The 14,064-nt window shown below is 55.6% G+C and carries 13 protein-coding genes; 4 read left to right on the top strand and 9 right to left on the bottom strand.

Features of this window, described 5'->3' with window-relative positions; all coding sequences use genetic code 11:
• Positions 1-2 precede the first annotated feature (2 nt).
• Both K227x_RS02030 and K227x_RS02025 read right to left on the bottom strand, forming a co-directional pair.
• Positions 3-317 (bottom strand): four-helix bundle copper-binding protein, encoded by a 315-nt coding sequence (locus K227x_RS02030; RefSeq protein ID WP_145167842.1) that lies wholly within the window; start codon positions 315-317, stop codon positions 3-5.
• 67 nt (positions 318-384) lie between these two features.
• Complete coding sequence (locus K227x_RS02025) at positions 385-864, bottom strand: MgtC/SapB family protein (protein WP_246146446.1); 480 nt, start codon at positions 862-864, stop codon at positions 385-387.
• A gap of 359 nt (positions 865-1,223) precedes the next feature.
• Between K227x_RS02025 and K227x_RS02020 the strand changes: the two genes are divergently transcribed.
• Together K227x_RS02020 and K227x_RS02015 are read left to right on the top strand one after the other, a co-directional pair.
• On the top strand, positions 1,224-1,574 hold the full coding sequence (locus K227x_RS02020) for a hypothetical protein (protein ID WP_145167841.1): 351 nt from the start codon (positions 1,224-1,226) through the stop codon (positions 1,572-1,574).
• 110 nt (positions 1,575-1,684) lie between these two features.
• A complete protein-coding gene (locus K227x_RS02015) occupies positions 1,685-2,248 on the top strand; it encodes a type 1 glutamine amidotransferase domain-containing protein (RefSeq protein WP_145167840.1) in 564 nt (187 codons plus the stop codon).
• 34 nt (positions 2,249-2,282) lie between these two features.
• Here the strand turns inward: K227x_RS02015 and K227x_RS02010 are convergent, their stop codons facing one another.
• Together K227x_RS02010 and K227x_RS02005 are read right to left on the bottom strand one after the other, a co-directional pair.
• Positions 2,283-3,878 (bottom strand): hybrid sensor histidine kinase/response regulator, encoded by a 1,596-nt coding sequence (locus tag K227x_RS02010; protein WP_145167839.1) that lies wholly within the window; start codon positions 3,876-3,878, stop codon positions 2,283-2,285.
• 934 nt (positions 3,879-4,812) lie between these two features.
• Complete coding sequence (locus K227x_RS02005) at positions 4,813-5,820, bottom strand: SHD1 domain-containing protein (protein WP_145167838.1); 1,008 nt, start codon at positions 5,818-5,820, stop codon at positions 4,813-4,815.
• 22 nt (positions 5,821-5,842) lie between these two features.
• On the opposite strand from K227x_RS02005, the gene K227x_RS02000 reads away from it, so the two are divergent.
• A complete protein-coding gene (locus tag K227x_RS02000; RefSeq protein WP_218933704.1) occupies positions 5,843-6,172 on the top strand; it encodes a hypothetical protein in 330 nt (109 codons plus the stop codon).
• A complete protein-coding gene (locus K227x_RS01995) occupies positions 6,166-7,584 on the top strand; it encodes a mechanosensitive ion channel family protein (RefSeq protein WP_145167836.1) in 1,419 nt (472 codons plus the stop codon). Before K227x_RS02000 ends, K227x_RS01995 begins: the two co-directional genes overlap by 7 nt.
• A gap of 101 nt (positions 7,585-7,685) precedes the next feature.
• Here the strand turns inward: K227x_RS01995 and K227x_RS01990 are convergent, their stop codons facing one another.
• From K227x_RS01990 to K227x_RS31555, 5 genes are all read right to left on the bottom strand, one after another.
• Positions 7,686-8,759: a CNNM domain-containing protein gene (locus K227x_RS01990; RefSeq protein WP_145167835.1), complete on the bottom strand. Its 1,074-nt coding sequence runs from the start codon at positions 8,757-8,759 to the stop codon at positions 7,686-7,688.
• Positions 8,760-8,930: 171 nt separating this feature from the next.
• Complete coding sequence (locus tag K227x_RS01985; RefSeq protein ID WP_145167834.1) at positions 8,931-10,346, bottom strand: DUF2254 domain-containing protein; 1,416 nt, start codon at positions 10,344-10,346, stop codon at positions 8,931-8,933.
• Positions 10,347-10,536: 190 nt separating this feature from the next.
• On the bottom strand, positions 10,537-11,790 hold the full coding sequence (locus K227x_RS01980; protein ID WP_246146445.1) for a hypothetical protein: 1,254 nt from the start codon (positions 11,788-11,790) through the stop codon (positions 10,537-10,539).
• A gap of 125 nt (positions 11,791-11,915) precedes the next feature.
• Positions 11,916-13,400: an SDR family oxidoreductase gene (locus K227x_RS01975; RefSeq protein ID WP_246146444.1), complete on the bottom strand. Its 1,485-nt coding sequence runs from the start codon at positions 13,398-13,400 to the stop codon at positions 11,916-11,918.
• A 34-nt stretch (positions 13,401-13,434) separates the two neighbouring features.
• Entirely contained in the window at positions 13,435-13,986 is a 552-nt protein-coding gene (locus tag K227x_RS31555) for an endonuclease III domain-containing protein (RefSeq protein ID WP_218933703.1), read from the bottom strand.
• Between the last annotated feature and the right edge of the window lie 78 nt (positions 13,987-14,064).

The raw sequence follows: 14,064 nt of genomic DNA, 5'->3' as shown, positions 1-14,064 counted from the left end.
CACTAGGCCGCCATGGCGGTGCACTCGGCGACACAGTCCCGACATGCTTTTGCACACGCTTGGCAGTGATCGTGATCATGGGATTCACATTGCTCGGCACACCACTCGCACACCTCCGCACAAAGGCGGCAGATTTGAGCCGAGAACTTACTATCGCGAGCAGAGGCTTGGGCGCACAGCAGGCAGATGTCAATGCATTCACGGCAACAATGCGGGCAATCATTGTCGCTGTTCATATCGATCATTGCCGTCAGGCATTCTTCGCAAGCGATCGCACAACGTTGGCATGCTTCGATACAGGCTTGATGACTCGTCATGATACTTCCTTAGTTGTTGGTAAACGTGGGTTGGTTTAATAGAAGTTGAGTTGCAAACAGCGTGCCGTTACGAGGGGTCCTTCGTTCGCCTTCGATGCCACCGTTGCACTCGACGTTCGACAAAACCGACAATCACTAGAACCCCGGCTGCGAACACGGTCACGGCCGCTGCTAAACCAACTCGGTCGACACTGGTAGCAACCCCGATACCGGCGGTCAGGTAGATCGTGGCGGCGGTCGTTAGTCCTTCTACTCCCTCACGGGAATCATGAACGATGGTCCCGGCGCCAAGGAAGCTGATGCCGACGACGATCGCTTGCAACACGCGAATGGGGTCAGCACTCAGAACGTCGCTAGCTTCCTGCTTCTGGAACTGGTCGATGATCTCTTGTCCTAGAATCATCATCAGTGCCGATCCAGCGCAAACAAAGATGTGGGTACGGATCCCAGCGGGCTTGCCGCGAATTTCTCGCTCGATCCCGAGCACAGCGCCCAAACAGGCAGCAATCGCAACGGTGCCAAAACTTTGCAGGTCGATGGGATTCACGAACGCCTCTCTACTTTTGCACTCAACCGATGAAAGTCGTCTGACGTGGCAAGCACCACGCCGGGGCACCATCTCCTCGTGACGGTCGATTCCAATCACGTCCGTCGTGCGTCCCGAATGAATCGTGTATCGAGCAACCTTTGTGCCATCGGCGGCATCACGGATACACGCATCGACAAACTCGCATCCGCTCGGGTGCACCTATACGAACGCCTTTCGACCATGACAGACGTGATGATCGATTGCGGCCGCAAATACGCCCCCCCCACAGATCGCACTTCGATTCCTCTGGCACAGCCTTTGCATCACTTCATTGTCTACGCGGATTCAAGATCGACTCTCGAGAGAAAGGTGCTGCTATGAAAGACACAAACCCCCAAGTCGAAGAACAGCTGAACAAACTTGCAGAAATCATCTGCGAATCGCTGAATGGGAAAGAGGCAGTGGTGAACGACGAATCCGAAGCTTTGCTGAAGTCGCTGTTGATGAGCGGGTATGCAAGGCAGGAAGGCGTTTCCCTGCAGGTCGATCTGGAGGCCCGCGTCAAAGATGCCTGCCGCGAACCCACGATGAACCGCGGCGGCGAGTTATCCGCCATCACCGGCAAATTGCTGCAGAAATTCAATGATTTGAAACGATGGGAATCGCGGCAACCCGACGACCAAGACAAACCGAAAGCGGCCAACATTAGCGCTGCCACCGACGCCTAACCGCGTCACGCCCGACCAATGATGCCCGACCGATGATGCCGACCAATAATGCCGGCAACTGATCGGCAACCAACCAACTTGTTTCTCCACGAACCACCAAGAGTTTTCAGATGAGTCAATCACTTACGAAGAAGAAGATCGCATTTTTGGCAACCGACGGTTTCGAACAAGTCGAACTGACCAAGCCATGGGAAGCCATCCGGTCGGCGGGCGCCGAAGTCGTCCTGGTCTCTCTGAAAGCGGGAAAGATCCAGGGCATGCACCATGACGAGGAAGGGGATCAGTTCGATGTCGACCAAACAGTGGACAGCGTTTCCGCGAATGACTTCGACGGATTGGTGCTGCCGGGTGGAGTCCTGAATCCGGATACACTTCGGACCTGCGACAAAGCGGTCAGCTTCGTTCGCGATTTCTTTCAGCAACACAAGCCCGTCGCGGCGATCTGCCACGGTCCCTGGACTTTGGTCGAGGCCGACGTGGTGCGAGGCCGCAAAGTCACATCATGGCCCAGCCTAAAAACCGACCTGATCAACGCAGGTGCCGATTGGGTGGACCAGGAATGTGTCTGCGATCAGGGGTTGGTGACCAGTCGAAACCCGGACGACATCCCTGCGTTCTGCGAAAAGGCGATCGAAGAATTCGCCGAGGGAAAGCACGCGAAACAGACGGCGTAGGTTCGCACAGGCGCACCTAGGTCAGCAAACGCGATCAGGATTGTCGGTTCAGAAGCCGAAGTTGCGCCAAGGTGTCTTCGAGATGCGACTGGGTGATCTGGGCTGGCAGCATGGCATCGGGTTGCAAGTGCTGTGGCAGACTAGCAAGGTAGGTTGATTCCTTGGGGGTCACGAAAATGGCGACCGGGACGTTCGGGGATGTTCGCTTCACAGCCTGGGCGACGTCGAAACCGGATGTCGGACGCAGCGACGAATCCGTGATGATCAGATCAAAATCAGATTCGTAAAAACGCCGCAAACCTTCGTCTCCACTATCCGCAGTCCAAACACCTGCACCCAAGTTGGTCAGAATGGTTTCGACCTGATGCTGACGTTGCTGACCGCCACAGATCGATAGAACTCGTAATCGTTCGTTCTTGTCGGCGGCCGATTCAAGGTTTGCCGTGGCCACAAACAGTGGAATGCGTATCTTGAACGTTACACCGTGGGGCGATGCATGGGACGCACTAATCGATCCACGATGCATCTCGATGATTCGTCGGCAAACCGACAGTCCAAGCCCCGTTCCAAAACGACTGGTCGTGACGTACGGCTCGAAGCAAGTCTTCAGCAGCTCTTCTGACATCCCGACACCAGTATCTGAGATGGCGAGCACTGCATCTTCGCCGTCTTCCTTCAGCGAAATCGTGATCGTGCCGCCGTCTGGCATGGCATCGATCGCGTTCAAGGCAAGGTTCACGAACACTTGAAGCAGTTCCGTACGATTGCCAGCCACGACCGTGTTCGTGGGGAGATCAAAGGCGAAACAGATTCCGCCTTTCCCCTTCCCATTCATCGACCAACACCGTGCTCGCGTGATGTCTGGAATTTGGTAAACCAGTTCCGGAAGTTCCACCGCTTCGCTGGTTCCAATCGACGGACCGGAATGGTAGTGCCGCTTTAAGTTGGCAAGAACTTCGACAGCGTGCTCGACCGAAGCGTCCAAATCCGACGCAAGGGTTTGTACTTCTGCTGGGATGCTGTCCATGGTGTGTAGCAGTTCGACAAAACCAAAAACCGGCGTTAACGCATTGCTAATGTCGTGCACCACTCCGGCAGCCATCTCGCCAAGCGTCGTCAAACGTTCCCGTTCAGCGAGTTTCTGTTCGGCCAGTTCCAGATTGTGGACCGTCTGCGTCAATTGATGACTTGCGCTGCGAAGTTCGGCGTCAAATTTGCCCAACTCGGATTCCGCCTGTTGCATCGCGGTAATGTCTCGCTGGACAGCCACGTAGTGTGTGGTTCGACCGTCTGAATCACGGAGGTGGCTGATCACCCATTCCAATTCAAATGGCGTTCCGTCGCGCCTGTAGTTGACTGTTCTGCCGACAAAGTCCTTGCCGTCCTGCAAGGTAGAACGCAAGCGTTTCAGCACATTTTTGTCGGTCTCGGGTCCCTGAAGAATACGCGGTGTCTTCCCAAGTAATTCAGAGACTCCGTAACCGGTCAGACGCGTGAACGCCGTATTGGCGTACAGTATTTGTGGGCCCGGCAAATCCAATTCTGCCGTTGTGACCAGCACAGAGTTCTCGGCGTAGGCCGCCGCAAGTTCCAGCAGATCGTGGCGGATGAAGCGATGTTTGTCTGTCATCAAGATCTCTATTCAATGGAAATCTGCACTGCCAGCACGGACACTGGGTGAAAGACGATCTGTCGTCGCTTTGTAGTACAAGCGTATCAAATCAAGTGATCCATACGAACGTTCTCGACCAACCAACTGGTCAGAATCTACGGTTAAAGTGCTTTGGCGTGTCCCAACGGTTCTTGCCTCCATCGAATTCGGCACCGATTCATTCGATTCGATCCGAAGTAGAACCTGCGACTCAACCGGTTCTTCAACCGGTTCTAGAGTCTTCGGATCTCAGCGTAGGACGGCGACCGAGTGGGCATCGCGTTGGAAACATCTGGTCACTCCACGGCAATCCGTATCAGTGACTCCGGCGCCGCACCCAGCCCCCTACCCTGCCCTTTCGCCCCAACTTGCCATGGCCGCATCCGCAATATCGAAGCCTGGCAATTTCGACCGCTAACCGGCCATCGCGGACAGTCGGCGGACAAACACGACGATTCACAGCGGTGTGCAACCGGTTGCGAACAGCTGGAACGGAGTTTGCGATCAAGGGTTGGTGACTCGCCGAAACCCTGACGACATCCCTGCGTTTTGCGAGAAGGTGATCAATAGGTATCGTTCCTTTCTTCCCCCTCTCTCGAACTCTCTAAACCCGCAAATCGCTGCGTGGCGGGGGCGAGATGATTTTCATCGCGACAATTATCGATCGTTCGTTGTTAAGGTTGCACTGGCCTTTCCGAACCGCAGGCGACTCCGTTCCGATGTTCGGGCCTGGCACGTTAATTCGCCACTTGAAGAACGCTGAATATAGTGGAGCACACAATCGGCGGATCCGTCACCATCCTGTGGTTGAGTTTGGCAGCAGGGGAAGACCGAGTACTTCAAAAGCCAAATGCTCGCTGATGGACGAGCAAGATTGAGCCGTCGAACCGGTCACTCGTCTCCGTGCGATGCGTTAGTAGCTTCGCTTCGCGATCGCACCGATTGTCCATCCCGGAAATCTTTGAGCGACCTTTTCCCTCGCGAACAAACTACTTTGTGCAGAAACCATTATCGTTCTGCTGTAACCGTAGCGATGGCGAGGGCGTAGTTCGACTTGCCAAATGTCCGTCAGACCAGAGTCAGCGGCCAATAGGCTAAGTTCCATCATCTGCATTTGTCGCTGATTCCAAGGTTGACGGCCGGCCGCTTGGTAGCGTCGACGCTGGCGATCACGGCTATCGAGCGCCAAACGTTCCCTACTTTCCGCGTCGTATCGATCTCGGTCGCTAACGTCATCCGCCTGGGCAGCTGTCCAACGCTCGAATCCCGGCATCACTTCCTTTGCTTCGTCCGGCGCCAAAAGCGACAATGGAATCGTAATTACTCCCCATTCAGTTAGGTCAAGCTGAACTCCCGACAAGGTGTACTTGAAGGGACCGCCACCGTTGCTGGCGAGGTAACGTTCTAGTTTGTCGAGTGACCCAACCTGCTTTTGGTCCACCGACGAAACAACGCTGGGAAGAATCTTCCGGTACGCTGCAGGCAGCTCCGAAAGACGATGCCCGTTCACCCATAGATCACCGCGATCGCGTTTGACGTTCAATTCCTGCCGACCAAATCCCATAAGGCGGCCAGCCACCACCTCTCCATCGGCGAGCTGCCACTGGGAATCAACATCCGGGGCCGCGGCCGCCCCTCTGTCGAGTGTCGCCTTCTGAACATACTGACGATCAGCCTTCGAAAGTTGTTCGCGTTTCAAAGCGACTAAGTCACCATCGGTTAATTCTAGCACGACAAGGTTGTCGTCAGCGGTTAGCAGCTCTGCCTTCACCTTGAATGTCCCACTCGCGTCTGCCCATTCTCTCAAGTCTGACCGGGGAGGTCCCTCCTGTTCGGTATCTTGACCGGTCACCGATAGGCCCCAAACGGATTGGATTGCAGCGAGCAAAATCAGCGAGAACGTTATCTGTGTATGTCGCATAGCTTAAACCACCTGTGCTTTCGTGAGTCCAGTTACGAAACGCACACGAACGCACGTGATGTGCCAACGTGGCGGTGGCCTGTGTTCGCCGGCCGGGTATTCGCGGCAATACCTGACTCCGTTGCCTGAATACGCTACTGCACAGGTGAATCCGCCAATTCACGACTGGACGATCCAGCACCACCGCTTTGCGATCGACAGCCGGCCAGCCTGGCCGATTGGCGAGCAATCGCGGCGTATCCCGGACGATTTCGATACAGACGCGATGATGGAACAAAGTTTGCGTCGCGATCGATGGGTGGCGGAGTTCACCATCGACCGACTTTGGCACAGGGACAAACTATTATGTTGAATCGCACAACGCGGCACCTATTTTTGGCGTTCGCGTTCGTCACGACGATCCAATGCCATTTATCATTGGCCCAAGACACGGGCAGCGATGCGGCTATTCTTGACGCCCAAGTCGACCAGAAAATCGAGACACCGGATAAGGTCGAAGTGGATCCGATTGCATTCGACGAAGATATCTCGACTCGGTTACGGAACATTTTCCTGGCGACCGGTTGGTTCGAAGCAGCAGAGGTCAAGACGGACGAAGGCGTCGTCTTCCTTTCGGGCATCGCCGATACCGAGAACCACCGCGAGTGGGCCGAACGCGTGGCACAACGGACCTCCGACGTGGTCGCCGTCGTCAATCAAATCGACGTGAAGTCCAGACCGGTCTGGGACATCGAGCCGGCGATCGTGCAACTGCGGCAATTGGGACGCGACTTCGTTCAACTGCTGCCGCTATTGGCAGTTGGAATGTTTGTGATCACGTTGGCGTACCTGATTGCGAAGCTTGCTGCCAGGATCGCTCGCCGCTTGACCGCTCGCCGTTTGGATAGCCAATTGCTGCAACAGGTGATCGCCAGCGTCGTGGCAGTGCTTGTGATGCTTGTCGGAGTCTACATCGCGCTGAAAGTGTCTGGGCTAAGCAGGTTGGCGGTCACGGTCCTAGGTGGTACCGGGCTGGTCGGACTGGCGCTCGGGTTCGCCTTTCGCGACATCGCTGAAAACTATCTGGCCAGTGTGCTGATCAGCCTGAATCGCCCGTTCAACGTTGGTGACCTGATCGAATTGGAGGGCCAGAAAGGTTTCGTGCGCCGCGTGACAACTCGGGGAACACTGCTTTTGACGGTCGACGGCAACCACATTCAAATTCCCAACAGCACGGTCTACAAGGCGATCCTGACGAACTACTCGTCCTCGCCACGGGTACGCCGGGAATTTGTGATGGGAATTGGCTACGACGATTCCGTCACCGAAGCACAACAGATCGTCCATCAGGTGCTTGTCGAGCACGACGCCGTGCTTGACGATCCCGCGCCATTGGTCCTTGTCGATTCACTCGGTGCATCGACCGTGAACCTGGTGACCCGATTTTGGTTGGATGCCGAACGCTTTGATGCGGCGTCGGTTTGCAGTGTACTGATGCGTCAAGCCAAGACCGCGCTCAGCGACGCCGAAATCAGCATGCCTGACGAAGCTCGCGAAGTGGTTTTCCCCGATGGAGTCCCGGTAGCAATGCTGACCGACGAAGCTGCCGCCAATGTTAGTGCACCGAAGCGAGATCCGATCCCCAGCGAAGCACCATCGCCTGGAAAGGATTCCGACAAAGCAGCGTCATCGAACGCCGAGGGAGACCTGGCCAACAAAGACGTGACGATTCAAGACCATGCCAAGGATGCCGAATCCACCGAAGAAGCAAACCTGATCTCGTAAAAATTTCAGCCGACGGGCGGTGCCGGTAATCAACCGTCACGCGGTCGCTTGATGTCGTTGTTCGTTTCCGAACGATCGTGAAACGCCGCCCTCGGCGCCCATCATTTACCGGGCTTGGGTGGTTCCGGTGTCTGGATCCCTTGCTTTTCCAAGCGGGATTTCCAGCGCTGGCGGGCCAACTGCTGCATGTCGACGGTCTTGTCCTTCTCGTCGACGATTTCTAGCCCCAGCAGCGTCTCCAGTACATCTTCCAACGTGACGATTCCTTCGACGCCACCGAACTTGTCCATCACGATCGCAATGTGCGCACGCGTATCCAACAGCGTATCAAAGACCTTGGTGATGCTGTCGTCTTCGTGAACTGACGTGATCGGACGAGAGAATGCTTCGAGCGGTTGATCCAGATCACCGGCGGCAATCGCGGTCAACAGATCACTGCGAAGCACAAAACCGGTGACGGCGTCACGCCGTTCTTGAAACAGGGGGATTCGCGACACGGGCAGCGCCGCGACTTCATCTGCGGCCTCGGAAAGCAGCCGAGATTGCTCCAACGCGATCACGACCGAGGCGGGTGTCATCACGTCCTCCACCACAATCGATTCTAGCTTCAGCAGATTCGTCAAGATGCGGGATTCGTTCTTCTTCAGTAGTCCCTCGTTGATCCCTAATTGTGCCACCGCCGATATCTCATCGCGTGTCACCAATTGCTGCTTGTGGGATCCGGCCAGCCACTTGGTAAGAATTTCGGAAAGCCAAACCAGCGGATACATCAACACGATCAGCCAACGAATGAAGAGCGCGACCGGTCCCGCAAGCGTTCGCCAGTGCAACGCACCGATGGTTTTCGGAATGATTTCGCTTAGCACCAAAATCAACAAGGTCAAAATCGCGCTGATCACGCCGACATACCGGTCGCCGTACATGCTTGCTGCCTGTGCACCGACCCCCGCAGCACCGACCGTATGGGCGATCGTGTTCAGGCTAAGAATCGCAGAGAGCGGCCGGTCAATGTCAGCCTTTAGCGAAATGATCCGCTGAGCTGATTTTGATGTATCTTTGCGAAGCTGGGCGATGTAACTGGGCGTAATCGACAGCAATACCGCCTCGGCGATCGAGCACAGGAACGAGAATCCGATCGCGACCGAAAGGTAGGTAAGTAGCAGGACATAGTCCATGAAAATTTCCTCGGTTAGGATTTGGCGATCGATTCGATAGCCCCCTGAAATGTAGCGAATTCCGCCCCACCTTTGGAACGCCCGGTCCTATTCTTGCCTCGGTGACACTATCGGTCGATCAGGGACCGACCATCATAGCGACGGACTCGTTCGAACAGATGGGAATACTCGTCATCGATCCGACGTCCACTCTCCACATTCTTTCGCCTGTTGCCGGAACGATTCGTCGGTCGCCAGACGCAAGATCCGGCGGTAACAATCCGAAACCTGCAGAAGAGTCCGGCGGTCCGACATTGCCAGTTTGCATTCACGATGCAGGGCACATGCATGCCGAGCCAGCAGCCGACGATCGACAGAACGATCGACCTGGACAACAAGGCTGCCCATCATCTGCATCATTTGAACGGACGCGTTTCGATCGGCGGCCACATAGGGTCGCAATTGATCAAACACGAGTGACGCAAAGGAGTCGAAGGTGACCGGTTCGGCGACCACGCGCAGCGTTTGTTGATCGTCAAATCGATGTGCATCAGGCAATTGGCGGTTGGCTAAGGTTTCCAGCGCCGACTGCAACCAATCCATGCAGCAGATTGCGGTGAAGGGATCGTTGACGCCCGGCGACAGCGCCCGCATCGCGACTTCCACCAGTTGATTGATTTGAAACCTTAGATCTTGGGTCGCTGTCCGCTGTGCGCCACGGATGAACATCGCACTCATGGAACGCTGCAGTGATTCGTCGATCTTTTCGGCCGGCGAAACGAGCAACAGCAGACTTTTCTCTGAGACAAAATCTCCGGGCTGACGCCGCACATGGATCAGCAAATCATGTTCGATCGCCAGACGCATCAAGCTTTCCCCATCGACATATTCCAGATAGCCCGTGCCTGTCGAACGGATCTGTTTTGCCGATCGGCAAAAGGTTTCCGGCAACATCGATTCGGCATTCCGGTTGGACTCCTGTTCATGCGGATCGCCAACTCGGGCAGGAAACTGACCCTCGATCCGATCATTCAATCCGCGACCGACTCGCGCCAAAATATTGGAAACGTGGATCGATTCGGGAATATGGTGGACAAAGAAGATCAGGACACCCACGCTGGCAATCGCCAACATCACCCCAACCGTCACCGCGATGTGCGGCACGAACGCGGTCGCCAAGTCGGCGGCTTCGGCATCTCCGGATGATCCAGATTCCGCATTCCGAACGGTCCGCAACACCATCAGGCAATAGATGAATGTCGAAATGAAAACGCCAAGCGTGAACTGGTTGGCTTTATCCCCCATGAAGTTGTTCATCAGTCGAGGACCGACTTGGGACGTGGTGTGGGAGATCGAAAGAATCGTCATCGAAAACGTCACTCCGGCCACCGTGATCATCGACCCTGCGACGGTCGAAAGCACGGCGCGTGCGCCATCGGGTTGGTTCGCGTTAAGCCAGTCAATGCCTTCCATCCACTCGGACCCAACTCGACTGTCGACCGTCGTTGCCCCCAGCGCCAACGCAATGGCAGCGATCACCATCAGCGACGGAATGAACCAATAGCTGTTTTTGACGGTGGCCCAAAACGTCGTCAGGAATGCGTTCATGGATGCGACTCGGTAGTAAACGTTTATCGCCGGTTCATTTCAATCGGCATGGGAAAAGTAGATTCGCTGTGCACAGCGTTCTATCTGTCAGTTCATGGTGGCTTCGGGTCAGTGGACAGCAATGGATACAAAAATGCCCAGAGGCCTATACAGACTTCTGGGCAATGCGTTTGGATTCGAACGACGATTTTTACAGTTTCGTCTTATCAGCGATCAAGATGACCCGGTCGCCGATCTTTACGGGCACGCCCGTGACGTTGACTTCGTCACCCTTCTTCCACTTCTTTTCTTCACTGGGCACGCCCATGTCGACGGTCAACGTTTTTCCATCTTCCGTTTTCACTTTAGCAACAGTCCGTTGTTCGCCTCGCACTTTCGCCGTTCGTGTCGATTCGATCTTACCGCTATATCGGCGACCGTTTCGAGTAATCGGGACTTGTTTGCCCTGGGTTTCGATTTCGGTAGCCACCAGCACTTGCTTGTTGCCCGCCTTGCTGATCGGGCCAGTAGCCGTCAACGAATCGCCTTCGAACAGCTGGAATGCCGGATCGGAACCCATATCAACCCAGACGGATTTGCCATCGTTTGCGTTGACTTGCAGCAACAGGGCTAGGCCGCCTAAGCGACGGACGTACTTGGATTCGGTGATCTTACCAGAAACCGTCTGCGCCTTTCCGACCAATCCCTTCTGTGTAGATTGGGCGACATTGCTGCTGTGCACTTCGCGTTCGGAATTTCCAGCCAGATCGCTGAACTGATAACTTTCGTACATCCCGTCGCCGTCGTCATCCTTGTAGGTGGCGTAGCTGTCGTTCAAATAGTCGCCATCGGTATCGTGGTACCGCGAGTAACTCTCGTAATGACCATCGCGATCCTTATCGCTGAACGTCGCGTAACCATCGTCCCAGTCTTCGCCATAAAATTCCTCGGCGTCCACCGTTTCGATATCGTTGTCTGTGTCGGTGCTGGTCTGCTTGTCGCGATAATCGAAGCGTTCATCGTCCCAGCGACCAATGGCTTCATCGGTAGGATTGTAGTCATTCCCGTCAAACCACTCGCTGACGTCGTACCATGCATCGTCTTCGTATCGGGCGCCTCGATCCGAAGGCTCATCTGCGCGCAGAATCGGCGTGAATGCCAGTGCCAAGGCCGGTGCAACTGCGATGGCAAGCCGTTGTAGTTTCATGTTCATTATGTTGCCTGTTCGTTGGAAGAATAAAATCACGGTGCACCAACGCACCGTCAACAGTTGGTCCAACAAAGTTCGCAAACCGCGCGCCGAATCGAATTCCGTCGTGAATGATTGATTCAAGATCAGGTCTTGCGAGCCTACAACGGTTCCCTGGCATCCATCAATGTTGGCTGATCGACCAGGATGCAGGATCGCAGTCCAGGGACGCGACGCTTCATCGCTGCACAGACCGCGGGGGTTGTCCACCTTCATCGAGTGATGATTCGGAAACTGGTATTCGACAAGCGGCAATTCGGTCGAATGATTCGGAGCGTCGGAAGCTTCATCGAAGCTGAAAGGCAAATCGCAGTGTGAAGCCGTTCAATCCAGCTTGCCGATTACTGCCGCATCACCGTCGACGTTGAATCCGGGCCTCGTTCGGCATCGCGGACGATTCCATTGATCATCCGGGGAAAGACGAAATAGTGCAGTGGCAGCACCGAGTACCAGTAGGCTAGCCCCAACAAGCCAGTTGGTCGAAACCGAGCGGTTTGAATCAATCGCGAGTGAGTGTCGTCGATCGACTCCACACGAAATTCAAGCTCGGCATCGCCGGGCAGTTTCATTTCCGCGATCAACCGCAACCACTCGTCTTTCTGATATCCATTGACGCGCCAGAAATCAACGGCTTCACCGTAGCTGAGATTCTTGGGATGGCGTCGGCCTCGGCGTAATCCAGGACCACCGATCGCCTTGTCCATCAGCCCTCGCAACCACCACAGCCAGTCCGCCCCCCAGTATCCGCAGCGTCCACCAATCTGGCTGAGCGCAGCAAACGTCTGTGCCGCAGAGGCTTCGACCGTTTTAGAACGTTGATCCAGAAACACAGTCCCACCAGACCATTCGGGGTCGCCCGGCATTGCACCGGCGGTCGACCATCGTGTTTCAACATCGCCCGTCCGCCACTTTCCCAATGCCGCGTCAATTGCTTCTTCGACCCCGAACAATGGCCCGGGCATCAAACGCTGTGCGTTGTCGTCACGGCAGACGGTACGGTTTCGCAGACCTTCGGCCAACGGGCGGGCAATCCGAGCGTTGACGGGTGTTACCAGCGAAATCCAAGCGGAACTCAGTCGCGGGGTCAGCACTGGGATGGGAAGAATGATCCGTTTCGCCAGCCCCAACGACTTGGCCATCACCTGCATCAATTCTTGATAGGTGAAAACGTCTTTGCCCCCGATATCGATCACTTGCCCGGCCGTTTCTGGAACCTGCAAGCACTGCACCAGATATCGAATGACATCTCGGATCGCGATCGGCTGCGTTTCCATCTTCACCCATTTGGGCGTGATCATGATGGGCAGTCGCTCGACCAAGTAGCGTAAGATTTCGAATGACGCAGACCCCGATCCGACGATCATTGCGGCACGAAACACCGTGGTATCAAGATTGCTTTGGCCCAGAATTTCGGCGACCTCTCGCCGACTATGCAGGTGATGGCTTAGATCGGGGCCGAGTTCCCCCAGCCCACCAAGGTAAATGACTCGCTTACATGTCGTGCCGTCCAATCCGGCGACAAAGGAATTGGCCAGTTCGCGGTCGCGTTTGGCGTAATCCTCGCCTGCGCTGATCATCGAATGGACCAGATAGAACGCCGCGTCCACATCGATCGCGGCACGATGAACGACGGCGGTGTCATCGAGGTTCCCCTGGACAATCTCTAGCCGCTCGTGATCCGCCCAAGCAAAGGCACGAATTTTTTCTGGGCTTCGGACCAAACAACGGACCGCCAACCCTTCGTCCAACAATCGGGGAACCAACCGGCCACCGACGTAACCAGTCGCTCCACAGACCAACACACGATTCATTTTCAAGTTCGACAAAGTCTACCTTCCCGTCCGCCCAAAGCTTTCGTATTCATTTGGTATCCGTCGCATCGCCGCGCCGCAGATCCGCCGCCCGCTTCTGACAAAGGTGCCGGATTGGACAAGTCCTGCATTTGGGCGATCGAGCGAGGCAAACACGTTTCCCAAACTGGATCAGCCAAAAATGGCCTTCCTTGAACACCCAAGCAGGTGCCGTCTGCTCGAGTGCGATCGCGGTCTGTTCGGCAGTTTTGCCAATCGCGATGCCTGTCCGATTGCAGACTCGGTGGACATGCGTGTCGACCGCAATCGTATCAACCCCAAACGCAAACTGCATGACAATATCGGCGCACTTGCGTCCGATACCGGGCAACTGCATCAATTGCCCGCGCGTTTCAGGGACCACACCATCAAAATCGCGAAGCAGGGCCTGGCAGAACTTACGGATGTTTCTGGCTTTGAGATTATAGAGGCCGCAGGGCTTGATCGCATGGGTGATCTGCTGGTCGCTTAGCTGCAACATCGTTCGCGGCATGCGTGCGAGCCGGAACAATGCCTTCGTGGCCGCCGCCGTGTTGGCGTCACGTGACTGCGCCGACAACATGCACGAGATGCAAGACCGGAACGGGTTTGGCTGCCTCTTGGGCCCCATCGCCCCGGGCACCCGGCCGGGCATTTCTTT

Origin of the sequence: Rubripirellula lacrimiformis (assembly GCF_007741535.1) — a bacterium.
GTDB lineage: Bacteria > Planctomycetota > Planctomycetia > Pirellulales > Pirellulaceae > Rubripirellula > Rubripirellula lacrimiformis.
Note: the sequence above shows the minus strand (reverse complement) of the source record. Positions and strands in the feature narration are given on the sequence as shown.